22 protein-coding genes are annotated in these 25,295 nt (G+C 66.3%); 13 read left to right on the top strand and 9 right to left on the bottom strand.

The genetic code is table 11. From position 1 onward, the window contains the following. Positions 1-5 precede the first annotated feature (5 nt). The 6 genes from GH660_RS03920 to GH660_RS03895 form a co-directional block, all read right to left on the bottom strand. Positions 6-2,057 carry a M3 family metallopeptidase gene (locus GH660_RS03920; RefSeq protein WP_194266224.1) on the bottom strand — a complete coding sequence of 684 codons (2,052 nt, stop codon included), beginning with the start codon at positions 2,055-2,057 and terminating at the stop codon, positions 6-8. Positions 2,058-2,113: 56 nt separating this feature from the next. Continuing rightward, entirely contained in the window at positions 2,114-2,887 is a 774-nt protein-coding gene (locus GH660_RS03915; protein ID WP_153145249.1) for a DUF2189 domain-containing protein, read from the bottom strand. Between the two features lie 67 nt (positions 2,888-2,954). Further along, positions 2,955-3,887: a phosphoribosylaminoimidazolesuccinocarboxamide synthase gene (locus GH660_RS03910; RefSeq protein ID WP_153145248.1), complete on the bottom strand. Its 933-nt coding sequence runs from the start codon at positions 3,885-3,887 to the stop codon at positions 2,955-2,957. A gap of 35 nt (positions 3,888-3,922) precedes the next feature. Continuing rightward, complete coding sequence (locus GH660_RS03905; RefSeq protein WP_228276348.1) at positions 3,923-5,260, bottom strand: DUF3422 family protein; 1,338 nt, start codon at positions 5,258-5,260, stop codon at positions 3,923-3,925. 26 nt (positions 5,261-5,286) lie between these two features. Beyond that, complete coding sequence (locus GH660_RS03900; RefSeq protein WP_153145247.1) at positions 5,287-6,243, bottom strand: LysR family transcriptional regulator; 957 nt, start codon at positions 6,241-6,243, stop codon at positions 5,287-5,289. Positions 6,244-6,411: 168 nt separating this feature from the next. Further along, positions 6,412-7,791 carry a ribulose-bisphosphate carboxylase gene (locus GH660_RS03895; protein WP_153145246.1) on the bottom strand — a complete coding sequence of 460 codons (1,380 nt, stop codon included), beginning with the start codon at positions 7,789-7,791 and terminating at the stop codon, positions 6,412-6,414. A gap of 228 nt (positions 7,792-8,019) precedes the next feature. Here GH660_RS03895 and GH660_RS03890 point away from each other — a divergent pair, with 228 nt between their 5' ends. Together GH660_RS03890 and GH660_RS03885 are read left to right on the top strand one after the other, a co-directional pair. Next, a complete protein-coding gene (locus GH660_RS03890) occupies positions 8,020-8,463 on the top strand; it encodes a hypothetical protein (protein ID WP_153145245.1) in 444 nt (147 codons plus the stop codon). Between the two features lie 38 nt (positions 8,464-8,501). Next, positions 8,502-8,864: a hypothetical protein gene (locus tag GH660_RS03885; protein WP_153145244.1), complete on the top strand. Its 363-nt coding sequence runs from the start codon at positions 8,502-8,504 to the stop codon at positions 8,862-8,864. A 145-nt stretch (positions 8,865-9,009) separates the two neighbouring features. On the opposite strand, the gene GH660_RS03880 is transcribed toward GH660_RS03885, so the two are convergent. Then, the gene (locus tag GH660_RS03880) at positions 9,010-9,990 is read right to left on the bottom strand and encodes a helix-turn-helix domain-containing protein (protein ID WP_194266223.1); all 981 of its coding nucleotides are present in this window, start codon (positions 9,988-9,990) and stop codon (positions 9,010-9,012) included. A 272-nt stretch (positions 9,991-10,262) separates the two neighbouring features. On the opposite strand from GH660_RS03880, the gene GH660_RS03875 reads away from it, so the two are divergent. The 3 genes from GH660_RS03875 to GH660_RS03865 all read left to right on the top strand — a co-directional run bounded on the left by GH660_RS03875 (position 10,263) and on the right by GH660_RS03865 (position 14,244). Next, the gene (locus GH660_RS03875; protein WP_153145242.1) at positions 10,263-12,125 is read left to right on the top strand and encodes an arylsulfatase; all 1,863 of its coding nucleotides are present in this window, start codon (positions 10,263-10,265) and stop codon (positions 12,123-12,125) included. 62 nt (positions 12,126-12,187) lie between these two features. Beyond that, a complete protein-coding gene (locus tag GH660_RS03870; protein WP_153145241.1) occupies positions 12,188-13,171 on the top strand; it encodes a transporter in 984 nt (327 codons plus the stop codon). A 95-nt stretch (positions 13,172-13,266) separates the two neighbouring features. Beyond that, on the top strand, positions 13,267-14,244 hold the full coding sequence (locus GH660_RS03865) for an MBL fold metallo-hydrolase (RefSeq protein WP_153145240.1): 978 nt from the start codon (positions 13,267-13,269) through the stop codon (positions 14,242-14,244). A gap of 500 nt (positions 14,245-14,744) precedes the next feature. Here GH660_RS03865 and GH660_RS03860 read toward each other — a convergent pair whose 3' ends face one another. Continuing rightward, positions 14,745-15,341, bottom strand: a complete 597-nt coding sequence (locus GH660_RS03860) for an ACP phosphodiesterase (protein ID WP_153145239.1) — start codon at positions 15,339-15,341, stop codon at positions 14,745-14,747. Positions 15,342-15,744: 403 nt separating this feature from the next. Between GH660_RS03860 and GH660_RS03855 the strand changes: the two genes are divergently transcribed. Continuing rightward, positions 15,745-16,179, top strand: a complete 435-nt coding sequence (locus GH660_RS03855) for a cyclic nucleotide-binding/CBS domain-containing protein (protein ID WP_153145238.1) — start codon at positions 15,745-15,747, stop codon at positions 16,177-16,179. A 147-nt stretch (positions 16,180-16,326) separates the two neighbouring features. Here the strand turns inward: GH660_RS03855 and GH660_RS03850 are convergent, their stop codons facing one another. Further along, a complete protein-coding gene (locus tag GH660_RS03850) occupies positions 16,327-17,040 on the bottom strand; it encodes an HAD family hydrolase (RefSeq protein ID WP_153145237.1) in 714 nt (237 codons plus the stop codon). A 179-nt stretch (positions 17,041-17,219) separates the two neighbouring features. Here GH660_RS03850 and GH660_RS03845 point away from each other — a divergent pair, with 179 nt between their 5' ends. The 7 genes from GH660_RS03845 to GH660_RS03815 all read left to right on the top strand — a co-directional run bounded on the left by GH660_RS03845 (position 17,220) and on the right by GH660_RS03815 (position 24,816). Further along, positions 17,220-18,287: a class 1 fructose-bisphosphatase gene (locus GH660_RS03845; protein WP_153145236.1), complete on the top strand. Its 1,068-nt coding sequence runs from the start codon at positions 17,220-17,222 to the stop codon at positions 18,285-18,287. 32 nt (positions 18,288-18,319) lie between these two features. After that, the gene (locus tag GH660_RS03840; RefSeq protein ID WP_153145235.1) at positions 18,320-19,192 is read left to right on the top strand and encodes a phosphoribulokinase; all 873 of its coding nucleotides are present in this window, start codon (positions 18,320-18,322) and stop codon (positions 19,190-19,192) included. Between the two features lie 22 nt (positions 19,193-19,214). Continuing rightward, positions 19,215-21,263: a transketolase gene (tkt, locus tag GH660_RS03835; protein ID WP_153145234.1), complete on the top strand. Its 2,049-nt coding sequence runs from the start codon at positions 19,215-19,217 to the stop codon at positions 21,261-21,263. A gap of 36 nt (positions 21,264-21,299) precedes the next feature. Continuing rightward, positions 21,300-22,319 carry a type I glyceraldehyde-3-phosphate dehydrogenase gene (gene gap / locus GH660_RS03830; protein ID WP_153145233.1) on the top strand — a complete coding sequence of 340 codons (1,020 nt, stop codon included), beginning with the start codon at positions 21,300-21,302 and terminating at the stop codon, positions 22,317-22,319. Between the two features lie 9 nt (positions 22,320-22,328). Then, positions 22,329-23,366, top strand: coding sequence for a class II fructose-bisphosphate aldolase (gene fba, locus GH660_RS03825; RefSeq protein WP_153145232.1), 1,038 nt, complete (start codon positions 22,329-22,331; stop codon positions 23,364-23,366). 73 nt (positions 23,367-23,439) lie between these two features. Beyond that, positions 23,440-24,141 carry a ribulose-phosphate 3-epimerase gene (gene rpe, locus GH660_RS03820; RefSeq protein WP_153145231.1) on the top strand — a complete coding sequence of 234 codons (702 nt, stop codon included), beginning with the start codon at positions 23,440-23,442 and terminating at the stop codon, positions 24,139-24,141. Positions 24,142-24,144: 3 nt separating this feature from the next. Further along, entirely contained in the window at positions 24,145-24,816 is a 672-nt protein-coding gene (locus GH660_RS03815) for a phosphoglycolate phosphatase (protein WP_153145230.1), read from the top strand. Positions 24,817-25,295 lie beyond the last annotated feature (479 nt).

Genomic DNA, 25,295 nt, shown 5'->3' with positions numbered 1-25,295 from the left:
GCTGGTTACGCCGCAATCATACCGCTGTGGCGGAGCAGGGCGTCGACGCTCGGTTCGCGGCCGCGGAAGGCGATGAACGACTCGATCGCCGGGCGCGACCCGCCGACCGCCAGGATCTCGTCGAGGAAACGCTTGCCGACCGTCGCGTCGAACGGGTCGCCGGCTTCCTCGAAGGCGGCGTAGGCGTCGGCCGACAGCACCTCGGCCCACTTGTAGCTGAAATAGCCGGCCGCGTAGCCGCCGCCGAAGATGTGCGAGAAGCTGTTCGGGAAACGGTGCCAGGCGGGCGGGACGAGGACGGCCACTTCCTTGCGGACCTCGGCGAGCAGGTCGAGCGCGGTCGACGTCCCGGCGGGGTCGAATTCCGAATGCAGCAGCATGTCGAAGAGCGAGAACTCCAGCTGGCGCACGGTCATCATGCCGCTCTGGAAATTCCGCGCCGCCAGCATCTTGTCGAACAGTTCGCGCGGCAGTGGCGCGCCGCTGTCGACATGCGCGGTCATGCCCTGCAGCACGTCCCATTCCCAGCAGTAGTTTTCCATGAACTGCGAGGGCAGCTCGACGGCATCCCATTCGACGCCGTGGATGCCGGAGACGCCCAGTTCCTCGCCGCGCGTCAGCAGGTGGTGCAGGCCGTGACCGCTTTCGTGGAAGAGGGTGGTCACCTCGTCGTGGGTGAAGGTGGCCGGCTTGTCGCCGACCGGGCGGGCGAAGTTGCAGTTCAGGTAGGCGATCGGCTTCTGGATGCCGCCGGCCGCCCGCCGCCGCGCGCGTGCCTCGTCCATCCAGGCGCCGCCGCGCTTGGTCTCGCGGGCGTAGAGGTCCATGTAGAACTGGCCGACGAGGTCGCCAGCCGGCGTCTCGATGCGGTAGAAGCGCACGTCCTCGTGCCACACCGGCGCGCTGTCCGGCTTGACCCGGACGTTGAACAGGCTCTCGATGACCTGGAACAGCCCGGCGACGACCTTGGGTTCGGTGAAGTACTGCTTCACCTCCTGCTCGGAAAAGGCATAGCGCGCCTGCAGCAGCTTTTCGGAAACGTAGGCGGCATCCCACGGCTGGAAGTCGGCGATGCCCAGTTCATCGCTGGCGAAGGCCAGCAGTTCGGCCATGTCCTTCTCGGCGAAGGGCTTCGCCTTGGCCGCCAGTTCGCGCAGGAAGGCCAGGACCTGCTCGGGCGTGTCGGCCATCTTGGGCACCAGCGAGACCTCGGCGAAATTCCGGTAGCCGAGCATCTGCGCATCCTCCCGGCGCAGTTCCAGCATGCGCCGGATAACCGGCGTGTTGTCCCACTCCGGCTTGCTGGAGCCGTCGTGGAATTCGGCGGCGCGGGTGGCGTAGGCGCGGTACATGCGGGCGCGCAGCTCGCGGTCGTCGGCGTACTGCATGACCGGGCCGTAGGACGGCGCGTGCAGGGTGAATTTCCAGCCGGCGACCCCGGCCTTTGCAGCGGCGTCGCGCGCCGCCTGCTTCACGTCGTCGGGCAGGCCGGCGAGCCGGGCCTCGTCGGTGACGATCTCGGCGAAGGCGTTGGTCGCGTCGAGCAGGTTTTCCGAGAACTTGGCGGCAAGCTGCGACAGCTCCTCCATGATCGCCTGGAAGCGCGGCTTCTGCTCTTCCGGCAGTTCGGCGCCTGACAGGCGGAAGTCGCGCACCTCGTTGTCGACGACCTTCTTCTGCTCGCGCGTCAGCGTCGCGTATTCCGGGCTGGCGCGCAGCGCCTTGTACTTCTCGAACAACTTCAGGTTCTGCCCGAGCTCGGCATAGAAGCGCGACACCTCGGGCAGCATTTCGTTGTACGCCTCACGCCAGGCCGGCACGTCGTTGACCGAATGCAGGTGGCCGACGATGCCCCAGGCGCGGCCGAAAGGCTCCAGACCCGTGGCCAGCGCGCCGGCGAAATCCGGCCAGGTGGCGGGCGTCGTGTCGGCGGTCAGGCGTTCGATCAGGTCGCGTCCTGCGGTCAACAGCGATTCGATGGCCGGTTTGACGTGTTCCGGCTGGACGAGGTCGAAACGGGGAAGATCGGAAAAATCGAGCAGGGGATTGGCGTTCATTGGTTCGGGCGTGAAAAACGGGCGGTCGTGCCGCCCGTCGGGTTGGCTGGATGCATCTATTCTACAAGGTCGCGATAGGCGTGCCACGAGGCGTGGCCAAGAATCGGCATGATGACGACAAGTCCGAAGAGCAGCGTCGCGAAGCCGAACAGGGTAAGGGCGACGATGGTCGCCGCCCACAGCAGCAGGACGCCGGCATTGGCGGCGAAGGCGTGCAGGCTGGTCAGCATCGCGGTCACGAAGTCGCTGTCGCGGTCGAGCATGAGCGGCACTGAAACGACGCTGAGCGCGAAGGTGAGCAGGGCGAGCATGCCGCCGAGCACGAACCAGGCGATCACGAAAGTCGTATGTCCGCCGCCGGCGACGACCTGCGCCAGGAACTGGCCGACATCGGCGGCCGTCGCGTCGCCGAGCAGGGCGAAGGCGATCGCCGAAGTGCGTTCCCAGAGCACGGTGATGAGCGCCAGCACGAGGCCGAAGAGGGCGATCGACTGGCCGTTGCTGCGGAAGGCGCGCAGCGATTCGACGAAGATGGGATGAACGCCCTGGGCGTGCTGACGGCTCAGTTCGTAGAGTCCGGCGGCGAGCAGCGGGGCGACGAGGAAGAAGCCCGACACGGCGACCGTGAACAGGTGCGGATGGCCGAAGCTGGCGAGCAGGATCAGGTCGCCGCCGATGCCGAACAGCAGCCCGTAGGCGAGGCTGGGAATCGGGTTGGCCTTGAGGTCGCGCCAGCCGGCGCCGAGCCAGGCGGCGATCCGGCTTGCCGCTACGTGGCGGACCGCGGGCAGGGCGTTGACCTGGCCGAAATGGTCGAACGAGGTTTTCATGAGCGTTTCCTCCCTTGGGATAACGCTCGTTTGACCCGGCGCGGCGCGCCGGGTTCGCGTCGCCGGCTTACAAAGTTCTGCCGGTCAGGCGCTCGCAGGCTTCGAGGTACTTGGCGCTGGTCCGTGCGATGACGTCTGCCGGCAGCTTCGGGCCGGGCGCCTTCTTGCCCCAGTCCAGGGTTTCCAGGTAGTCGCGCACGTACTGCTTGTCGTAGGACGGCGGGTTGCTGCCTTCGGCGTACTGGTCGGCCGGCCAGAAGCGCGAGGAGTCGGGGGTCAGCGCCTCGTCGATCAGGTGCAGGGTGCCGGCGGCGTCGATGCCGAACTCGAACTTGGTGTCGGCGATGATGATGCCGCGTGTCGCAGCGTAGACCGCGGCTTCCTCGTAGAGACGGATGGCCGCGTCGCGCGCCTCGGCGCAGAGCTGGGCGCCGGTCTTGCCGGTGCCCTTGAGCGCCTCGGCGAGCGCCGCGTCGCAGTTGGCGGCGGCCTGCTCGTAGGAGACGTTCTCGTCGTGGTCGCCGACTTCGGCCTTGGTCGCCGGCGTGAAGATTGGCGCCGGCAGCTTGGCCGCCATCTTGAGGCCGGCCGGCAGGGCGATGCCGCAGATGGCGCCGGTCTGCTGGTAGTCCTTCCAGCCGGAACCGATCACGTAGCCGCGCACCACGGCCTCGATCGGCAGCGGCTTCAGGCGCTTGACGACGACGGCGCGGCCGCGCACCTGCTCGCGCTCGTTCTCGGCGACGACCGTTTCCGGGTCGATGCCGGTCAGCTGGTTGGGCACGATGTGGCCGAGCTTCTCGAACCAGAAATTGGCGACCGCCTGTAGCACCGCGCCCTTCTTCGGGATCGGGTCGGGCAGGATGACGTCGAAGGCCGACAGGCGGTCGGTGGTGACGATCAGCAGCTTGTCGGCGTCGACCGCGTAGATGTCGCGGACCTTGCCCTTGGAAATGAGCGGCAGGCTGGTGATGGAGGATTCGAAGAGCGGTGCGGTCACGGCGGATTTCCCGAAGGCAAAACGCCAATTATAAATTAATGCGCGCCTTCGCCCTCTTCGGCTGCGAGCTTCCTGCGCATGCGCCGGGTGCCCCAGGCGACGACGCCGGCGATGACCGGGATCGAGAGCGCCGTGATCACGTCGGTGTTGAGATGGTGGAAGTCCTTGGTGCCCTTGGCCAGGTACTGCACCAGCTGCGAGCCGTAGTAGGTGAGGACGACGACCGACAGTCCCTCGACGGTTTCCTGCAGGCGCAGCTGCAGCTTGGCGCGGCTGTTCATCTGGCCGAGCAGTTCCTGGTTCTGGCGCTCCAGCTCGATGTCTACGCGGGTGCGCAGCAACTGGCTGTTGCGCGCGACGCGGGCCGAGAGTTCCTCCTGGCGGCGGCTGATCGCCTCGCAGGTGTTCATCGCTGGCAGCAGGCGCCGCTCCATGAATTCGTAGAAGGTCGGCAGGCCGGAAATACGCTGCTCGCGGAGTTCGCCGATGCGCTGCATGACCAGCCCGTGATAGGCGCGCGCGGCGCCGAAGCGGAAGGTGGTGCGCGCTACCGAGTGCTCGACCTCGGCGGCCAGTGCCGACAGCGCGGCCAGCACGTCGCGCTCGTCCTGCGCGCCGCGCGCCTGGCCGATGCGGTCCATCAGTTCGGCCAGCTGCTTTTCGCTCTTGTAAAGCCAGCGGCCGACTTCCTTGGCGACCGGCAGGCCGAGCAGGGCCATCATCCGGTAGGTCTCGATCTCGACCAGGCGCTGCACGGTGCGCCCGGTCTGGCGCTGGGTCATGCCGGCGTTGAGGACGAGGAAGCGCGAGAAGCCGTTGTCGATCTTGAAGTCGGTGAAGATCCAGGCGGCCTCGTCGGCGACGCGGGCGGCGACCATCGTGCGGCCGCTCGGCGACAGGCTGGCGAGCACCGATTCCGGGCTGATTTCGGCGGTCGACCGCAACTCGACGTGGGTCGCCACCATCAGTTTGCCGGGAATGCCGGTCAGCCATTCCGGGTGCACGGCGTCGAAGGCGGTGACGTCCGGGTGCAGTTCCTCGCCGCTGGCCAGCGGGCGGAAGAAGGTGTAGCTGGAGAACTCGGTGTGCAGTTCCCAGCGCATGCGGAAGGCGCCGGTCTCCAGCATCATGTGCGAGTCGGAGCTTTCGATCGAGTTGCAGACCTGCCCCTGGCACAGTTTGGCGAGGTTGTCGCGCTCGGCCTGCGCCGTCGTCGCGCTGTGCTTGAAGACCAGGTGCGAGACGAGCATCGCCCCGACCAGCGGCACCGGCGGCCGGGCATGGAATTCGTTGTTGAGGCGCTGGCGGAGCGGGTGCTCTTCCAGTCCGGCGAGCGTCAGGCGGGGATGCATGATCGGGGTGGGTGGGCTCATGTTGCGGTGCACCAGATTGTAGCGTATCAAGTCGCGGATGCAGCGCGCGTCGCAAGGTAGCGGCCGAATTCCTGTTCCAGCCCGGGCGCCGCCTGTTCGAGCAGGTACTGGCGGAAGCGCTGGCCGGCCGGCAGCAGGCGCTTGCTGTTCATGTGCACGACGTACCAGGTGCGCTCGACCGGCGTGCCGACCACGTCGAGCAGGCTGATTTCGCCGGTCTTCAGTTCGAGCGGCAGGGTGTGCAGCGAAATCAGCGCGATGCCCATGCCGGCCATCACCGCCTGCTTGATCGTCTCGTTGCTGCCCATGCTGATGGTGCGTGCCGGGGTGAAAAGGTGGTTCTTGAACATCTCCTCGGCGACGCGGCGCGAACCCGAGCCTTCCTCGCGCAGCAGGAAGGTCTCGTGGCGCAGCTCGTGCAGGTCGAAGCGCTGCGCTGCGCGCAGCGGATGGTCGGCCGGGCCGATCAGCACGTAGGGGTGGCTGGCCATCGGTTCGGCGTGGGCGTCGATCTCGAGCGGGATGCGGCCCATCACGGCGAGGTCGATGGCGTTGTCCTGCAGCTTCTGGAGCAGGGCCTCGCGGTTGCCGACGGTGAATTGCACCTCGATGCCGGGGTGCTCCTGCGAGAACCTGGCGAGCAGCTTGGGCATGAAGTACTTGGCGGTGCTGACCAGACCGACCGACAGCTGGCCGACCTCGGCGCCGAGAAGACCCTGCAGGTTGGCCTCGGCGTCCTTGATCTCGCCGAGCACGCGCAGGGCGTGGTGCATCAGCAGGTCGCCGGCATCGGTCAGCGCGACGCCGCGGCCCAGGCGTTCGAACAGCGGCAGGCCGACATTGTCTTCCAGCTGCTTGAGCTGCATCGAGACGGCCGGTGGCGTCAGGTGCAGTTCCTCGGCGGCGCGCGCATAGCTCAGGTGGCGGGCGGCGACGACGAAGATCTGCAACTGGCGGAGCGTCAGGGTGCGGATGAAGTTCATGTTCAGGGCGGCTCGAAACTGGAGAGTGTTCGATAAGCCGGAGTTTAACGCCGTGCGTCGTCGGTGGCGGGGGCTGCTGCGGTCGACCGGCAAAAATGACCAAAATTGAAATGCACCGTCCGGCCACCGGCGACAAAAAACCCCGCCGCAGCGGGGTGGTCGGTGGGGTCAGGCTGCCGGCCGCAGCTTGTGGCGCCAGCCCGGGTAGAGCTGGTCGGCATCCTGCGGGAAGGACTCGAAGGCACGGGCGAATTCATAGTGCGAGCGTGCCCAGTCCACCGGGTCGGCGCCGGCCTTCCAGCATTCGTAGGCCTGGCGCAGCGAGCGGGCTCCGGCGGCCGGGCTGTCGATGTGGCCGTAGGAACCGCCGCCGGCCGTGTTGATGACATTGCCGTGGCCGAGGTTGTCGAAGAAGCCGGGCAGGCGCAGGGCGTTCATGCCGCCGGAGATGATCGGCGTCGTCGGCTTCATGCCGTACCACTCCTGGTGATAGACCGGGCCGGTGTAGCTGTCGCGCTCGATGATGTAGGCGCAGGCGCGGTCGTCCTTGTCGCCTTCCATCTTGCCGTAGCCCATGGTGCCGACGTGGATGCCGGAGGCGCCCTGCAGGCGGCTCATCTTGGCCAGCACGTAGGCGGTGTAGCCGCGCTTGGCCGAGGGCGAGGTGACGGCGCCGTGGCCGGCGCGGTGGTAGTGCAGGTACTGGTTGGCGAAATGGCGGCGCGCCGTGGTGATCATGCCCGGGCCGCCGACGTAACCGTCGACCAGGAAGGCGACCTTGTCGGCATCCGGGCCGAAGGTGCGCAGGATGTATTCGCCGCGAGCGACCATTTCGTGGTGGTCGTCGGCCGTGATGTTGGCCGAGAACAACTTGGCCTCGCCGGTTTCGTCCATCGCCCGCTTCATCGCGTCGTAGACCAGCGGGATGGTCTTTTGCATCGGCGCGAAGGTCTGGTTGCCCTGCGGCTCGTCGTTCTTGATGAAATCGCCGCCCAGCCAGAATTCGTAGGCGGCGCGGGCGAAGGGCTCGGGGCGCAGGCCGAGCTTGGGTTTGATGATGGTGCCGGCGATGTAGCCGCCATCCTTGACCGGCCGGCCGAGGATGCGCCAGAGATCGGAAATGTCCTTCGATGGGCCGTCGAACAGCTCGATGGCGCGGCGCGGCACGTAGAAATCGACCATCTTGGCGTGCTCGATGTCGCCCATGCCCTGGTTGTTCCCGATGGTCAGCGTCAGGAAGGAAACCATCATCATGCGGCCGTCGATCATGTTGCGATCGAACAGGTCGAGCGGGTAGGCGATGCGCATGTCCTCGCTCGCCTCGTCGATGTGATAGACCAGGGCATCGACGCCCTTGGTGAAATCGTCGGTGGTGCACACCTCGACGTTGGTGCCGGTCGACGACTCGGCGGCGAAGTGGGCGGCGGCGGCGAGGTAGCCGTGGCCGGCCTTGGGTTTCATCCGGTAGGCGCACAGAATGTGTTTGCCGCCGGCGATCAGGTCGGCTTCCTTGAGGCTCAGGTCGGCGTAGCGGTTCGATTGGTCCATCGTGTTGTCTCCTTGGTTTGTTCGTCGGGGCAGCGTTGATGGATCGAATATTAGGAAGGTCTAAAGATAAATAATAGTCACGTATTTTTATCTGAATGTTCAGTTGTTGCTGATGATTTCGCGCCGGCAGGGCGCTGACCGACAGGCAGGGGCGACGATGTGGCAATGTCATGGAACGCTGCGGCAGCCACCGGGTCCAATTCATGTCTTTTTCATGGGGGAATGAAAATGAACATCGCGAAAGCAGTCGCTGCCATGCCATTGATCTTCGCCGCCGGGCTTGCCTGGGGAGAGATGCCGATCAGCACCGACGGAACGGATCCCGCGACATGGAACCCGAAGCTGGAAGCCACGCGGTCGGGTGCCAGGAATCACAAGGTCATCTTCGAAAACGACGACATCCGGGTATTGTCGGTGACGGTCAGGCCGGGCGAGACGGAAAAGCTGCACCACCACCCGTGGCCCAGCGTGCTGGTGATCGATTCGCTGACCAAGCTCGCCGACTTCGACAAGGACGGGAAGGAGCAGAAGCTCCCCCTGCCGGACAAGATCGAGCTGCCGCTGGTGATCAAGATGCCGCCGCAGGCGGCGCACTCGGTCAAGAACCTGGATAGCAAGACCTTCCACCTCACCCGGATCGAATTCAAGAAGGGTTTTCCGGTAGCGCCCTGATGCGGGCCCGGCCGCCAATCCACAAGGAGATGTCGACCATGAAAACGTTCAATCGGTTGTACCGTGGGGCGCTGCTCGTTTCGTTGCTGACCGCAGCCATTCCGCTCGCCGTGGCGGATGAAAAGGGACAGGCCAGCAGGGCGGTGCTGGCGGAAAGCGACCGCCTGCAGGTGCTGGAGATCCGGCAGAAGCCGGGTGAAGTGACTACCCCGTCGACGTCGGCAACCCGGGTCGTGCGGGCGCTGCAGGGCGGGACCATGCTGCGGACCTACGCCGACGGCAAGACCGAAAAGGTGGAGTGGAAAACCGGCGAGGTGCAGCTTCAGGAGCCGGGGCCGCAATACACGGTCAAAAACGTCGGCAATAGCGAGATCGTTCTCTACGTCGTGAGACTGAAGTGACTCGGTAGGGCGCCGCTCGCTCCGCGGGAAACAGGCGCGATCAATCTGGGCAAAGGGATTGCCCGGCGCATGTGGTGCGAAATCGCCGACTGCGGTCGACCGGAAAAATGGGCCAAAAATCAGGCTCGTTCAGTCGCGCTGCCTGCTATCGCGTCCGCTGCAGCGTATCCGACGGCAGTTCCCCGAAACAGTCGTGGTAGGTGCGCGCGAATTCACCGAAGTGCCAGAAGCCCCAGCGCAGCGCCTCGGCCGCGACGGTGGTCGATCCCGGCGTCGCCGCCAGCAGCGCCTGGTGGACGCGATGCAGTCGCAGCCGGCTCAGAAAGGCCACCGGCGTCAGCCCCATGACTTCCTTGAAGGCGTATTCCAGTGAACGCTCGCTGACCCCGGTGACCCGGCACAGATCGGAAACGTAGAGATGGGCGCCATTCTGCGCCAGGGCATAGTCCTCGGCGGCCTTGACGATGAGGCTGCGCCGCTGCCGGGTCCGGTCGCTGCCGTCCGGTTCGAAAACTCTGGCCTGGCCGATGGCCGCCAGCAGGTTCTCGAGCAGGTCGACCTGCAGCGCCGGCAATTCGTCCTGCCGCTCGTTGAAGAGGGCCGGCTGCGCTGCGGCAGTCTCCGTCAATTGCCTGCCGCGGTCGAACAACCGGCCGACCGCTGCCGGGTCGGCTTCGAGCGTCACGATCTCGCGCGGCTGCGGCAGTCTGTTGGCGCGCTGGCGGGCCGCCAGATGGGCGCGGATATCCTGCGCCGGCAGCAGAAGGGTGACGCTTTCCCAGCCGGCATCGACGACGAACCTGGCTTCTGCCGTCGTGCCTGCCGCCAGCATCAGCCCGGGATGAACGGGGGTGCCGTTGATACTCCCGGTCGAGCGCGGGCCGAAGACGACGTAGGCGACCTGCCCGGCGGCAACGCTCGTTCGGCTCCGCAGGCGGACGTTGCTCGAATGGAAGACCACCGTGGCGGCGCCGGCGCGAACCACCACGCGGTGCGCGCGAAAGGGTTCCGACTGCAGCTGGACTGCATCCAGATCGATCAGTTCGATGCCGGCGTTGGCGTCTGCCGGGTCGGTGATGTCGACCACGGTGACAGCGGGCAGGTTGCTGGTGGCTGGCGAGCTCACGATTTTTTGTCTTTTGCGGAATTCCGATAGACGCCCCAGATGGCCCGGCAGCACACTTTGTCCCGCCGGTCGGCTGCGGGGTATGGCCCGGAGGACAAGATCCCCGACCAGGCCAGGCGCAAGTGTAGCAGCGGGAAACGCCGCCTGCGCCGGCGTGGCACGACACCCGATCAACATGCCCGGTGGCATGGTGCGACCGGAGACAGGAGTGCCGGTGCGATCGACGAAAACATACCGGCCCGGCAATCCTGGTCGAGCAAGGGAAATTTGGCATGGCAAGTCTGGAGAAGGAAAGCGCGGGACAGGCTTCGGCCCGCGCAGCGGACGGGAAGTCATCCGGTCGCCGCTGGCTGGCGGGGCTCCTCGGTATCGTCGGCATGCTGGCGACGCTGGCCGTGTCGGACCTCGCCATTGCGGCGGACACGCCCCGCCGGCCGAACATCGTCGTCATTCTCGGCGATGACATGGGGTTTTCCGACATGGGTTCCTTCGGCGGCGAGATCAGAACCCCCAATCTGGACACCCTCGCCAAAAAGGGCGTGCGCTTCACGAATTTCTACACCAACCCGAGCTGTTCCCCGACGCGGGCGACGCTGCTGAGCGGCGTCGATACCCATCGCAACGGGCTCGGCAACATGGACGAATGGACGGCGCCCAACCAGCGCGGCGCGGTCGGCTACGAGGGCTATCTCAACGACCGGGTCGCCACGCTGCCGCAACTGCTCCGCGATGCCGGCTACCACACCTACATGGTCGGCAAGTGGCATCTCGGCAAAAATCCGGAGCAGATACCGGCGGCGCGCGGCTTCGAGCGCGACTTCTCGCTGCTCGACGGCGCCGGCAGCTACTGGGACATGACCAATTTCACTGGAGCGTCGCCCCTGTCCGTGTTCACCGAGGACGGGCGCTATCTGACGAAACTGCCCGATGACTATTACGCGACCAAGACCTATACCGACAAGCTGATTGGCTTCATCGACGCCAACCGCGGCGACGGCAAGCCCTTCTTCGCCTATGTCGCCCACCAGGCGCCGCACGATCCCTATCATCTGCCGCATGACTGGCGCAATCGCCACGTCGGCGAGTACGACAAGGGGTGGGACGCGGTGCGGGCGGAACGCCTGAAGCGGCAGGTCGAGCTCGGCATCATGCCCGCCGGGACACAGGTCGCCGAACGCATGTGGTTCGTGCCCGACCCCATCGTGCTGGCGCCGGCGAGTCGGGCGATTCTCGGCAAGAAAATGGAGCTCTACGCCGGCATGGTGGAGAACATGGATTTCCACATCGGGCGCCTCATCGACCACCTCAAGGAGATCGGCGAGTACGACAACACGGTCTTCATCGTCTTTGGCGACAACGGCGCCGAGGGTACCGACCTCTTCGCCCAGATCGCGGGAAAACCCGGCACGCGCGACTTCCTCTATGCGGCGATCACGTGGTCGCAGACCCATCCCAACGCCTGGGGCGATCCCGGTTCCTACGTCGGTTACGGCCCGATGTGGGCGCAGGTCTCGATGACCCCCTTCAGCCAGTACAAGGGCTGGGTCGCCGAGGGCGGCATCCGCAATGCCCTCGTCGTCAGCGGCCCGCTGGTCAAGCGGCCGGCGGGCAGCATCAACCACGGTGTGATGCACGTTGCCGACATCATGCCGACCCTGCTCGAAGCGGCCGGTACCGTGTATCCCGGGAAGACGTCCGGGGGGCACGAGTTGCCACCGCTCATGGGCAAATCCTGGGGGCCGATGCTCGGCGGGCAGGTCGAGTCGCCCCGCACGGCGCAGGATTACCTGGGCTGGGAAGTATTCGGCAATCGCGCGGTGCGCAAGGGCGACTGGAAGCTGCGCTGGCAGTACAAGCCGTTCGGCAAGGGCGGGTGGGAACTGTTCAACCTCAAGAATGACCCGGCCGAGCGTATCGACCTCGCGGCGGAGCGGCCCGACAAGATGAAGGAAATGCTCGCGACCTGGAACGACTACGTCCAGGCCAACAATGTGATCCTGCCCAGTCGTTCCCCCTTCGAAACCCTGGAGGATTCGCTGCCGCCGCGCGTCGCCGACGATGCCGGCTACCCGCCGCTGATCTACAAGCGGCAATTCGTGCCACCGAAGGAAATGGTGGCCGATCCCCAGCTGTGAACGGTGGCGCGACGCCACTTCAATCGCCGGGCCAAATTTCTTTTTTTCACGAGGGAGGCATCATGAACAAGACACACTGGTCACGCCGGGTGGCCGCAGTGCTGACGGTCGTCGGCGCGCTTTGCACGACGGCGGCGCAGGCGCAGACACCGGGGCGCTTCTACCTGCGCGGGCTGAGCGATGCGAATGCGGTGCCGGTCATCGTCAATTCGGTGAGCGGCAACACCAACCCGTTCGACCCGGCACACACCGTGACGCCCGGCGCGAATTTCGACGCGACCATGGCCCTGGTCGGTTACGCGCACACCTTCGCGTTGTTCGACCGCTCGGCGATCGCCGCGGTCATCGTGCCGATGGGGCGCATCTCGGGCGACGTGACCGTGGGTGGCCGCACGTTCAACCAGTCGGCCAGCGGTTTCGGCGACCCGATGCTCGAATTCAACATCAACCTCATCGGCCCGAAGGCGCAGAAGAACATTCCCGACGCGCTGCGCTACGAGCCGGGCTTCTCGCTCGACCTGCTCGCCGACCTCGCCCTGCCGATCGGCGAGTACGACAGCAGCAAGCCGCTCAACATCGGCCAGAACCGCTGGTACGGCCGGGTGGGTCTCCCCGTTATCTGGCAGCTCGGCGACTGGGTGCCGGGCCGGCGCACGACGCTGGAGTTCCTGCCGGCGGTCTGGATGTTCGGCGACAACACCGACTATGTCGGGCAGACCCTGAAGACCGACCCCATGTTCCAGCTCGACGCTCACCTGACACGCGACTTCACGGAACAGTTCTGGGGCTCCCTCGACGCGGCCTGGTACAGCGGCGGCCAGGCAAGCATCAACGGCGTCACGCAGGGGAAGAAACTCAACAATGTCGGTATCGGCCTGACCCTGGGCTACACGATCAACGACAACCTGAACCTGACTTTCGGCTACAAGTCGACCGTCAACGACAACGGCCCCGGGGATCTGCAGATGGACAGCTTCATGGTTTCGCTCGTCTTCGGCTGGCACCCGCTGTTGGAAGGTTCGAAGCGGCTGAAAGGCGAAAAGTAGGGGGCTGGGGGGCGCCTTCGTCAAAGGCGCCAGGGCTTGCTCCCGTGCGTTGATATCGCCATGATGAAACCTCGTGGCGACAGGAGGGCGAAGGCATGAAACTGGAACAGGTCAGCGCCAACTGCTTCGCCGTGCTGAACGAGAGGAACCTCGTGTGCGATGCCAACTCGGGACTCATCAACCTGGGCGGCGGCGTGGTGATCGACACGCAGTCGGACCTGCCGCACGGACGCCAGATGATCAAGCTGTTCGGCAAGGTCTGGCGCGACATGCCCAAGCGCGTGATCAATACCCACGAGGACGGCGACCACGTTTGGGGGAACCAGCTCTTCGAGGGTGCCGAAATCATCGCGCACCGGAAGGTCAGGGAACTGATGCCGCAGGTTGCCGATCCGGAGGAGACCCGGCAACTGATCAAGGGGTCCGATCGCTTCCTCACGCGCCTGCTGCTCAATGCCCTGCACCCCGGGGCGCTGGCGGTTGCCCGGCAACTGAAGCAGGACTACGACTTCGACGGCATCAAGCTGGTGCTACCGACCACCGTGTTCGACGAGCGGCATGTGCTGGATCTCGACGGCACGGAGGTTTACCTCATCTACGTGGGGCCGTGCCACCAGATCGGTGACACGATCATCCACGTGCCCGAGGAAAAGGTCGTCTTCGCCGGCGACGTGATCTTCCGCGAGTGCACCCCCATGGGCTGGAACGGCACTTACGAAAAATGGCTCAAGGTTCTCGATCTCATCGTCTCGCTTGAGCCGGAGGTCATCGTCCCCGGACACGGACCGGTGTGCGGGATCGAGGGTGCGATGGAGATGAAGGCCTACCTCGAATACGTGCGCGAGGAGTCGAAGCGCTGCTTCGGGCAGGGGTTGAGCGCCCTGGAGGCATCGAAGAAGATCGATTTCGGACCCTACGGCGGATGGAAGGCCCCGGCGCGCCTGTACATGAACGTCGAGCAGGCCTTCCGCGAGTTCCGCAACGAGGCTGCGGACGCGCCGTGGGATCACGCGAAAGTCTTCGATGCTGTTCTCGCCGTGGCGAAGGCCAAGGGCATCAAGGTCGAGTTCTGATTGTGGGGGCAAATTTTCATTCAATCCGGGCCGCTTCCGGTTCATCTATCGCCAGAGGTAATTTTTGAACCTGTTTAAGGAGAAAAGCATGTTCCGTATATTTTTGGTTGCAGTGTTGGCCGGCGTGTTTGTCGTGCCGACCGCCAACGCGGTTGTTTATTGCAAGTCGGTGGGCGTGCCAAAGGGGTGTGTGGCGGCCCCGGGTCGTGGCGCACCTGGTGCAGGCGTAGTCGATCCCGGCATAAATCAACCCGGTGCGGCCGGCAACGTTGGTGTTCCGCGTGCTCGCGTGGGTGTGGGCGCGCCTGGCGCCGGTGTTGTCGACCCTGGCATCAACCAGCCCGGCGCAGCCGGAAACGTCGGCGTACCTGGCAACCGGGGTGGCCCGGTCAACCGCGTCGGCCCTCGTTGATTCTTCCCAAGGCCTGGCGGTTGATCATTGATCGCCCGGCCGGTGCCGGCATCGTCTGCTGCGGTCGACCGGAAAAAACTGCCGAAAATCAGCCTGGTCCGGCCTCCGCCGGCACACGCCAGGCGGCGGCGAAGGCCTGCGCGTCGGCGTACCAGCATGCGAAATCCGCCTGGAACCCGGCGGCATCCGCCAGAAACTCCACCTCGCCGCCGGCCAGCGGGTTCGGCTGGCGCGCGCGCCGGCTCATGCGGCGCAGCACATCGGCGATGCCGGTCAGGCCGGCGTAGCTGGCGAGCCAGTTCTCGTCCGCCATCAGGGCCATGGCGTGGCGGGCGTGGTCCGGCAACTCGGGCGTGCGGGCGGCGATGTGGCGGTAGATGATCGCGCAGGTGCCGGCGAGCGGCGGGTGCTGCGCCGGCCAGTCGCGGGCGAGCAGGTGGTCGTAGAAGATGTCGACGAAGACGCCGGCGTAGCGACGCCGCGCCGGCGAGATCCGGGCGCGGCTGCGCTGGAAGGCGGGGTGGGTTTCGGCGTGGCTGTCGATGGCGCGGTGCAGCGCGACGCCACGCGCCAGGTCGGCCGGCAGCAGGCCGGGGAGCGGCCCCTTGATCCAGTCGCCGACCACGCCGCCGACGATCAGCGCCGGGTCGTCGCCGGCCAGCACGGCGTGGGCGAGGAAGTTCATGGGTGCGTCATCGCGGTTCGGCAGCGGTCGGCAGGGTGGGCGGGGTGGCCATGCATCGTGGCGGAAATGGTGGGGAAGCGGGAAGCCGGAAGTGTAGTGGTTTGGCCCGGCCGGCGCGCGACAGTTCCATGCCACGGCAGACGGGCTTTGGCACCAATTTGGGTTCCGTTCGGCCTGCCATTCACCAGACTGGCGCATGGCGCCGCCGGCCGGCGCCATCGGGAATTTATATCCGACTGTTTTTATTGGGTTTATTTACCAATGGATAATGGCTTGAATTATGCATAACCATTCGCGGAACAGTGCCCCTCCCGGTCTTTCCCGATCGCCGGAGCATCCCGTTGCCGGATGCCTTGCGCAATCAGTTCATCTGCTTTTCCGGTTCCCATTGAAAGGAGATGCCATGCCTTACCGCCCGATTCGTGACGTATTGAGAAATCGCCCCTTCCCGACCGTCGCTCCCAACCACTCCATCCGCGAATGCGCCTTCATCATGAAGGAATGGAAATCCTCGGCCGTGCTCGTCGTCGACGGCGACCGGCTGCTGGGGATCTTTACCGAGCGGGATATCGTGTTCCGCTGCGTCGCGCTGAGCTGCCCGCTCGACACCATCCACGTCGCCCACGTGATGACGAAGGATCCGCAAACGATCCATATCGACAAGCCGTTCGGCCATGCCCTGCACCTGATGTACGAGGGCGGTTATCGGCACATGCCGGTGATCGACGACAGCGGCGCCGCCGTCGGCCTGCTGTCGGCCCAGGACGCCCTGGCCCTGGACGGCGCCCTGCTCGAACAGGAACTGGTGCGCCGCGAGGAAATCACGGTCGTCCTCTGAGCCGGCGGGCGGCATCGCCCGACGAATGTCTCCTCCCCCTCGCGCTGTCCGCTGCGCTCTCCGGCGGCAAGCGAGGGATTCCCGGCCCGCTCTCCGAGCGGGCTTTTTTCCGCCCGTCGTTTCCGCCCTGTCGCAGCGAACGGCCGTTCAAGCCGCGCCGGGCAGTGCCAGCACCTCGCCCGGCGACACCTGCGCGAGGTCGTCGAGCACGGCGGCGGCCTCGCTGAAATCCTGGTCCCGCGTGTATTCGCTGATCGTCACCAGGCAGCGCAGCCCTGCGGTCGACGCCGATTTCAGGCCGTTTTCCGAATCCTCGATGGCCAGGCAGTCGGCGGCGGGCAGGCCGAGGCGGGCGAGCACCCACCGGTAGATGTCCGGCGCCGGCTTCTTGGCCGGCACGATGTCGCCGGCGCCGATGACCGCGAACCAGCCGGGCGCCTCGTCGCCCAGCGTGGCGCGCAGCAGGGCGTCGACATTGTCCGGCGAGGTGGTGGTCGCGATGGCGAGGCGGATGCCGGCGCGCCGCGCGGCGGCGATCAGTTCGGCGACGCCGGGCCGCAGCGCCAGCCTGCCGGCGGCGACAAGGCGCACGTAATGCGCGGTCTTGGCTGCGTGCAGGCGTTTCACCAGTTCGGGAAAGGCGGGGTCGGCCAGCATTTCCGGCGCGTCCTGCCCGGCGTAATGGCGGATGCGCTCCTTGCCGCCGGTGACGTCGAGCAGGTCGCCGTAGCGGGCTTCATCCCAGTGCCAGGGCAAGCCGTGCTCGGCGAAGGCGAGGTTGAAGGCGGGGCGATGGCCGTCGCGCTCGGTTTCGGCGAGCGTGCCGTCGACGTCGAAGATCAGGGCTTTGAGTGTGTTCATACGTGGCAACGATAGCCGCTGCCGCGCTTCGGCCCTAGTCAGGATTTTTGAAGGGCGCCTTAAGCATCTTTTAATAAGTGATCGCTTATTGCGTTATTAAGAAAGTCTGACTATGCCTTAATTAAGAATTCACTTATCTTTTGTCGCAAGGCAGTAATACAAGAATGATTGGAGACACCATGCAATTCGGCCGCACGACCTTATCCAAGTTTGTCATCGAACACACCCGCGCCAGCCACGGCGAGCTCGGCGCCCTGCTGATCGACGTCGCCGCCGCCGTCAAGACGATCTCGGCGATGGTCGCCAAGGGCGCGCTGGGCGGCAGCCTGGGGGCGCTGGACAGCACCAACGTGCAGGGCGAGGTGCAGAAGAAGCTCGACGTGCTGACCAACGAGGCCATCCTGCGCCATTGCGAGTGGGGCGGCCAGCTGGCCGGCATGGCCTCCGAGGAGATGGACGACCCCTATCCGATTCCCGCCGAATACCCGCGCGGCCGCTACCTGCTGGTGTTCGACCCGCTCGACGGCTCGTCGAACAGCGACGTCAATGTCTCGGTCGGCACCATTTTCTCCATCCTGCAGCGGTCGACCGCAGGCGACGCCGCGCCGGACGACTACCTGCGTCCCGGCGCCGAGCAGGTGGCCGCCGGCTACGCCATCTACGGCCCGTCGACCATGATGGTGCTGACGCTGGGCAACGGCACGCACGGCTTCACGCTCGACCGCGAAAGCGGCAACTTCATCCTCACCCATCCCGCCATCCGGGTGCCGGAAGAGACCCGCGAGTTCGCCATCAACACCTCGAACGAACGCTTCTGGGAGCCGCCGGTGCAGCGCTACGTCGCCGAGTGCAAGGCCGGCAAATCCGGGGTGCGCGGCACCGACTTCAACACGCGCTGGATCGCCTCGCTGGTCGCCGAGGTGCATCGCATCCTGATCCGCGGCGGCATCTTCCTCTACCCCAAGGACAACAAGGACCCGGCCAAGCCCGGGCGGCTCCGCCTGCTCTACGAGGCCAACCCGATGGCGATGCTGATCGAGCAGGCTGGCGGCGCGGCGAGCACCGGCCGCGAGCGCATCCTCGACGTGGCACCGGAAAGCCTGCACCAGCGCGTGCCGGTCATCCTCGGCTCGAAGAACGAGGTCGAGCGCGTCGAACGCTACCACCACGAATACGATACCGGCGCCGACCGCCCCTTCGTCTCGCCGCTGTTCTCGGAACGCTCCCTGTTCCGCGACACCGCCTGAGCCACCGCATTCAAATCCGCAGGGAGAGTCCCATGTCCGTCAAACACCCCATCATCGCCATCACCGGCTCGTCCGGCGCCGGCACCAGCACGGTGATGCAGAGCTTCCAGCACATCTTCCGCCGCGAAAAGCTCAACGCCCAGATCGTCGAGGGCGACTCCTTCCATCGCTACGACCGACTCGCCATGCGCGCCGAGATGAAGGCGCAGGAGGAGAAGGGCAACCGCAACTTCAGCCATTTCGGCCCCGAGGCCAACCTGCTCGCCGAACTCGAGCAACTCTTCATCAACTACGGCACGCGCGGCAGCGGCCAGGTCCGCAAGTACCTGCACGACGCCGGCGAGGCCGAACCCTGGAAGCAGGAGCCGGGCACCTTCACGCCCTGGCAGGACATCCCGGCCGGCACCGACCTGATGTTCTACGAGGGCCTGCACGGCGCCTGGGCCGACGAGAAGATCGACATCGCCAAGCAGGTGGATCTCTGCGTCGGCGTCGTCCCCATCATCAACCTCGAATGGATCCAGAAGCTGCACCGCGACCAGAAGATGCGCGGCTACTCGCAGGAGGCGGTGACCGACACCATCCTGCGCCGCATGCCGGACTACGTCAGCCACCTGTGCCCGCAGTTCTCGCGCACCCACGTCAATTTCCAGCGCGTGCCCATCGTCGATACCTCCAACCCCTTCATCGCCCGCGACATCCCGACCGCCGACGAAAGCATGGTGGTGATCCGCTTCGCCAACCCCAAGGGCATCGACTTCCAGTACCTGCTCAACATCCTGCACGGTTCCATGCTCACCCGCCCGAACACGCTGGTCGTGCCCGGCGGCAAGATGGGCCTCGCCATGCAGATGATCTTCACCCCGATGGTCCTGCGCCTGATGGACCTCAAGCGCCGCGCCTGAACGAAAGCCAATGGAGAGAGACATGGATCGCAACCAGACCGAAACCACCTTCCGCCGCGAACTGGCCAACGCCGTCCGCTTCCTTGCGGTCGACGCCGTCGAAAAGGCCAAATCCGGCCACCCTGGCGCGCCGATGGGCATGGCCGACATCGCCGAAGTGCTGTGGCGCGACCACATCCGGCACAACCCGGCCAACCCGCAGTGGCCGGACCGCGACCGCTTCGTGCTCTCCAACGGCCACGGCTCGATGCTGCTCTACGCCCTGCTGCACCTGACCGGCTACGACCTCGGCCTCGACGACCTGAAGAACTTCCGCCAGCTCGGCAGCCGCACCGCCGGCCACCCGGAAGTCGGCCACACGCCCGGCGTCGAGACCACCACCGGCCCGCTCGGCCAGGGCCTGACCAACGCCGTCGGCATGGCGCTCGCCGAGAAGCTGCTGGCGCAGCGCTACAACCGGCCGGGGCACGCCGTCGTCGATCATCGCACCTGGGTCTTCCTCGGCGACGGCTGCCTGATGGAGGGTGTCAGCCACGAAGCCTGCTCGCTGGCCGGTGTCTGGGGGCTCGACAAGCTGACCTGCTTCTACGACGACAACGGCATCTCGATCGACGGCCACGTCGATGGCTGGTTCCGCGACGACACGCCGGCCCGCTTCCGCGCCTACGGCTGGCACGTCGTCGGCCCGATCGACGGCCACGACTGGGCGGCGGTCGCCGCCGCCATCGCCGAAGCGAAGGCGATGAGCGGCAAGCCGACCCTGATCGTCTGCCGCACGCAGATCGGCTGGGGGTCGCCCAACAAGGCCGGCAGCCACGACGTGCACGGTGCGCCGCTCGGCGCCGAGGAGGCGGCAGCGACGCGCGCCGCCCTCAACTGGCCGCACGCGCCGTTCGAAGTGCCGGACAGCCTGCGCGCCGCCTGGGATGCGCGCCCCGCCGGCGCCGCCGCCGAAGCCGACTGGCAGGCCCGCTTCGCCGCCTACCGCGGCCAGTACCCGGAACTCGCCGCCGAATTCGTGCGCACCCAGGCCGGTGCGCTGCCCGGGCAGTGGCCGGAAATCCGCGCCGAACTGCTCGCCGCGGCGGGCGCCCGGGAAGGCGCTGTCGCCACCCGCAAGTCGTCGCAGAACTGCCTCGACCGCCTGATCGGCCGCGTGCCGGAACTACTCGGTGGCTCGGCCGACCTCACCGGCTCCAACCTGACCGCCGGCCGAGACAGCGTCGCCCTGCACACGGCTGCGGTCGACCGCGTGGCGAACTACATTTCCTACGGCGTGCGCGAATTCGGCATGACGGCGATCATGAATGGCGTCGCCCTGCACGGCGGCCTGATCCCCTACGGCGGCACCTTCGCCGTCTTCTCCGATTACGCGCGCAACGCCATCCGCATGAGCGCCCTGATGCAGCAGCGCGTCGTCCATGTCCTGACCCACGACTCGATCGGCCTCGGCGAGGACGGCCCGACCCACCAGCCGGTCGAGCACGTCGGCAGCCTGCGCCTGATTCCCGGCCTCGACGTCTGGCGCCCCTGCGACGAACTGGAAACGGCCGTCGCATGGGCCGAGGCGCTGGAGCGCCGCGACGGGCCGTCGGCCCTCTTCCTGTCGCGCCAGAACCTGCCGCAATGTGGCGACCGGGCCGGCCGCGCCGACGACATCGCGCGCGGCGGCTACGTGCTCGCCGAGGCCGACGGGCCGGCGCAGGCGGTACTGATCGCCACCGGCTCCGAAGTCGCCATCGCCCTCGCCGCGCAGCGCGAACTGGCCGCCACCGGCGTCGCCGTGCGCGTCGTCTCGATGCCCTGCTGCGAGCGTTTCGACCGCCAGCCGACGGCATGGAGGAAGCGCGTCCTGCCGCCCGACCTGCTGCGCATCGCCATCGAGGCCGGCCACCCGGACCCGTGGTGCAAGTACGTCGGCCTCGACGGCGAGGTGGTCGGCCTCGACCGCTTCGGTGAATCCGCCCCGGCGCCCGCCCTCTACGAGCGTTTCGGCCTGACTGCCGCCCGCCTCGGGCGCGTCGTCGTCGAAACCATCGCCCGCGAAAGCGCCAGCGACGGCGACCTGTAAGCGGCCCCCGGAATTCAAACCATCAGGAGACAAACCATGCCCATACGGGTGGCAATCAACGGCTTCGGCCGTATCGGGCGCATGGCCTTCCGGGCCATCGCCAAAGAGGCGGAGTTTGCCGATCTCGAGGTGGTCGCCATCAACGACCTGCTCGAACCGGACTACCTCGCCTACATGCTTCGCCACGACTCGGTGCACGGCCGCTTTCCCGGCGAGATCGTGGTCGACGGCAACGACCTCTGGGTCGACGGCCGGCGCATCCGCCTGAGCGCCGAGAAGGATCCGCTGGCGCTGGCCTGGGAGGATGTGCGTGCCGACGTCGTCATCGAGGCGACCGGCCTCTTCCTGACCCGCGAACGCTGCGCCGGCCATCTCGCCGCCGGCGCCCGCCGGGTGGTGCAGTCGGCGCCGGCCAAGGACGATACGCCGATGTTCGTCTACGGTGTCAATCACGAAACCTATGCCGGACAGGACGTCGTTTCCGCAGCTTCGTGCACGACCAACGGCCTGGCGCCGGTGGCCAAGGTGCTGCACGACCGCTTCGGCATCAAGCGCGGCCTGATGAGCACGGTGCACGCCGCCACCGCCACGCAGAAGACGGTCGACGGCCCCTCCAACAAGGACTGGCGCGGCGGCCGCGGCATCCTGGAGAACATCATTCCGTCGGCGACCGGCGCCGCGCGGGCGGTTGGCAAGGTGATCCCGGCGCTCGACAGGAAGCTGACCGGCATGGCCTTCCGCGTGCCGACCTCGGATGTCTCGGTGGTCGACCTGACCGTCGAGCTGGAAAACGAAGCCAGCTATGCGGACATCTGCGCCGCCATGCGCGCCGCCGCCGACGCCGGCCCGCTCAAGGGCGTCCTCGGCTACACCGGCGACAAGGTAGTGTCGACCGACTTCCGCGGCTGCGCGCAGCCCTCGGTCTTCGACGCCGAGGCGGGCATCGCCCTCGACCGCAGCTTCGTCAAGGTGGTGGCCTGGTACGACAACGAGTACGGCTACACCTGCAACCTGCTGCGCCTGGTGCAGCACATCAGCCAGCCGCGTGCGCACTGAGGATACGTCATGGCATTCATATCCCTGCGCCAGCTGCTCGACCACGCCGCCGAGCACGGCTACGGCCTGCCCGCTTTCAACGTCAACAACATGGAGCAGATCCAGGCCATCATGCAGGCCGCCGAAGCCTGCGACAGCCCGGTGATCCTGCAGGCCTCGGCCGGCGCCCGCAAGTACGCCGGCGAGCCCTTTCTGCGCAAGCTGGTCGAGGCCGCCATCGAGCAGTACCCGGACATCCCGGTCTGCCTGCACCAGGACCACGGCACCTCGCCGGCCGTCTGCCAGCAGTCGATGCGCAGCGGCTTCTCCAGCGTCATGATGGACGGCTCGCTGGGCAGCGACGGCAAGACGCCGACCACCTACGCCTACAACGTCGAGGTTACGCGCAAGGTCGTCGAGATGGCGCACGCCATCGGCGTCTCGGTCGAGGGCGAACTGGGCTGCCTCGGCTCGCTGGAAACCGGCGAGGCGGGCGAGGAGGACGGCATCGGCGCCGCCGGCAAGCTGGATCATGCGCAACTGCTGACCGACCCTGACGAGGCCGCCGACTTCGTCGCAAAGACCGGCGTCGACGCGCTGGCCATCGCCATCGGCACCAGCCACGGCGCCTACAAGTTCACCCGCCCGCCGACCGGCGAAATCCTCGCCATCGACCGCATCAAGGCCATCCACGCGCGCATCCCGAACACCCACCTGGTCATGCACGGCTCATCCAGCGTGCCGCAGGAATGGCTGGCGGTGATCCGCCAGTACGGCGGCGCGATCAAGGAAACCTACGGCGTGCCGGTTGCCGAGATCGTCGAGGGCATCCGCCACGGTGTGCGCAAGGTCAATATCGACACCGACATCCGCCTCGCCATGACCGGCGCCATGCGCAGGGCGATGGCCGAGAAGCCGGAGGAATTCGACCCGCGCGCCTTCCTCAAGGCGGCGGTGGCGGCGGCGCGCGATGTCTGCCGCCAGCGTTTCGAAGCCTTCGGCGCGGCCGGGCAGGCCAGCCGCATCAAGCCGCTGGCGCTGGAAAAAATGGTCACTTTGTACCGTTGACCGCAACCGATCGACTCTGCTGTACCTTGCGTTTACGGCCCCGCAGTCAGGGGCCGCTTTTTTGGAGGCCGTCGTGAGCAAGCCGGAATACATCATCGCCCCGAGCATCCTGTCCGCGAATTTTGCGAAGCTGGGCGAGGAAGTCAGCAACGTCATCGCCGCGGGGGCCGACTGGATCCACTTCGACGTGATGGACAACCATTATGTTCCCAACCTGACCATCGGCCCCCTCGTCTGCGAAGGCATTCGCCCGTGCACCGCCGCCCCGATCGATGTGCACCTGATGGTCAAGCCGCTCGACCGCATCATCCCCGACTTCGCCAAGGCCGGCGCCAACATCATCACCTTCCACCCCGAAGCCAGCGAGCACATCGACCGCAGCCTGGCGCTGATCCGCGACCACGGCTGCCAGGGCGGCCTCGTCTTCAACCCGGCCACCCCGCTCGATTACATGGACTATGTCCTCGACAAGATCGACGTCGTCCTGTTGATGAGCGTCAACCCCGGCTTCGGCGGCCAGAAGTTCATTCCCGGCACGCTCGCCAAGGCCCGGCAGGCCCGGGCCAAACTGGATGCCTACGAACGCGAAAGCGGGCGGCGCATCCGCCTTGAAATCGACGGCGGGGTGAACACCGCCAACATCGCCGAGATCGCCCGCGCCGGCGTCGACGCCTTCGTTGCCGGCTCGGCCGTCTATGGGGCCGGCAAGGATGGCGACCCGCAGCGCTACAACAGCATCATCGGCGCCCTGCGCGCTGAACTGGCGAAAGTCTGAGCCATGCACTTCCAGTCCGTCACCTTCGATCTCGACGGGACGCTGCTCGATACCGTGCCCGACCTCGCCGAAGCCAGCAACCGCATGCTGGCCGAACTGGGCCTGCCGCCGCGCGGCGAGGACGAAATCCGCCGCTTCGTCGGGCAGGGTGTCGTCATCTTGGTACGCCGCTGCCTCGACCGCGGCATGCCGCCCGACGAGGCGCAACTCGCCCGCGCCGTCGAGGTCTTCAAGCCGCACTATGCTGCGGTCAACGGGCAAAAAACGCGCATTTTCGACGGCGTGCTCGCCGGTCTCGATGCCTGGCAGGCGACCGGCCTGCCGCTGGCCGTGCTGACCAACAAGCCGGCCGCCTTCACCGAACCGCTGCTCGAACGGATGGGGCTGACCGGCTATTTCTCGGCCATCGTCTCCGGCGACAGCACACCCTTCCGCAAGCCGCACCCCGAACCACTGCGCCACGCCTGCACCCGCATGGGCCGCGCCGTGCGCACCAACCTGCACATCGGCGATTCCCGCCACGACATCGAAACCGCCCGCGCCGCCGGCTGCACCGTCTATTGCGTGCCCTACGGCTACAACGAAGGCGAGCCCGTCAGGCGGGAGGATTGCGATGCGCTGGTGGAGAGTCTGGGGGAGGCGCTACGAACCGCGATGATGAGTAAGGCTGGGTGAGGGCTCGGTTCGGGGGGGGGGGGCGCGGTGTTGCCGCAAGGACACTTCTTCGGCCTTCACCAAAATCGTGACAAACAAGGCCTGACCGGGTGATTTTTTCCCGTTGTTGTCATTCGGGGAATTGCCAAGTGGTTCAGGCAGCCCGTTCGTGATCGCATCAATCGAATTGTCGTCGTCATCTAGCACCGTCGCGCAGGACTTCCAGACTGAATCTAGCAAGCGTTGAGCGCCTTCCAGCGTTCAACTAGGGGATGGTCAGGAGCGAGTCGCTGAGGGCTGCCAGAGCTATAAATGGGTAAGTAGGAAGTTGTTGAAATTTTCATGTGCTTCCGTCCAGCCCGCGATTTCGTAACGCTCGACCCATCCATTGAGCTTAGGTAGGGGTCAGGCCGTCTTCTGTTTAAAGAGTTCGCCGGTTTCCCTAACTACGAGAGTCATCTTGCGGAGAATTTTGACCACAAGACAACGCGGGATAGCTA

This window comes from Dechloromonas sp. H13, assembly GCF_009469615.1.
Lineage (GTDB): Bacteria > Pseudomonadota > Gammaproteobacteria > Burkholderiales > Rhodocyclaceae > Azonexus.
This window is presented reverse-complemented; position numbering and strand designations above follow the sequence as displayed.

Coding starts and splice junctions, on each gene's coding strand:
- GH660_RS03815 (WP_153145230.1), top strand. CDS start 24,145: ATGCACTTCCAGTCCGTCACCTTCGATCTCGACGGGACGCTGCTCGAT.
- GH660_RS03845 (WP_153145236.1), top strand. CDS start 17,220: ATGCAATTCGGCCGCACGACCTTATCCAAGTTTGTCATCGAACACACC.
- GH660_RS03850 (WP_153145237.1), bottom strand. CDS start 17,040: ATGAACACACTCAAAGCCCTGATCTTCGACGTCGACGGCACGCTCGCC.
- GH660_RS03905 (WP_228276348.1), bottom strand. CDS start 5,260: ATGAGCCCACCCACCCCGATCATGCATCCCCGCCTGACGCTCGCCGGA.
- GH660_RS03870 (WP_153145241.1), top strand. CDS start 12,188: ATGAACAAGACACACTGGTCACGCCGGGTGGCCGCAGTGCTGACGGTC.
- GH660_RS03875 (WP_153145242.1), top strand. CDS start 10,263: ATGGCAAGTCTGGAGAAGGAAAGCGCGGGACAGGCTTCGGCCCGCGCA.
- GH660_RS03900 (WP_153145247.1), bottom strand. CDS start 6,243: ATGAACTTCATCCGCACCCTGACGCTCCGCCAGTTGCAGATCTTCGTC.
- GH660_RS03840 (WP_153145235.1), top strand. CDS start 18,320: ATGTCCGTCAAACACCCCATCATCGCCATCACCGGCTCGTCCGGCGCC.
- GH660_RS03920 (WP_194266224.1), bottom strand. CDS start 2,057: ATGAACGCCAATCCCCTGCTCGATTTTTCCGATCTTCCCCGTTTCGAC.
- GH660_RS03865 (WP_153145240.1), top strand. CDS start 13,267: ATGAAACTGGAACAGGTCAGCGCCAACTGCTTCGCCGTGCTGAACGAG.
- GH660_RS03855 (WP_153145238.1), top strand. CDS start 15,745: ATGCCTTACCGCCCGATTCGTGACGTATTGAGAAATCGCCCCTTCCCG.
- GH660_RS03890 (WP_153145245.1), top strand. CDS start 8,020: ATGAACATCGCGAAAGCAGTCGCTGCCATGCCATTGATCTTCGCCGCC.
- GH660_RS03915 (WP_153145249.1), bottom strand. CDS start 2,887: ATGAAAACCTCGTTCGACCATTTCGGCCAGGTCAACGCCCTGCCCGCG.
- GH660_RS03885 (WP_153145244.1), top strand. CDS start 8,502: ATGAAAACGTTCAATCGGTTGTACCGTGGGGCGCTGCTCGTTTCGTTG.
- GH660_RS03860 (WP_153145239.1), bottom strand. CDS start 15,341: ATGAACTTCCTCGCCCACGCCGTGCTGGCCGGCGACGACCCGGCGCTG.
- fba (WP_153145232.1), top strand. CDS start 22,329: ATGGCATTCATATCCCTGCGCCAGCTGCTCGACCACGCCGCCGAGCAC.
- GH660_RS03895 (WP_153145246.1), bottom strand. CDS start 7,791: ATGGACCAATCGAACCGCTACGCCGACCTGAGCCTCAAGGAAGCCGAC.
- tkt (WP_153145234.1), top strand. CDS start 19,215: ATGGATCGCAACCAGACCGAAACCACCTTCCGCCGCGAACTGGCCAAC.
- gap (WP_153145233.1), top strand. CDS start 21,300: ATGCCCATACGGGTGGCAATCAACGGCTTCGGCCGTATCGGGCGCATG.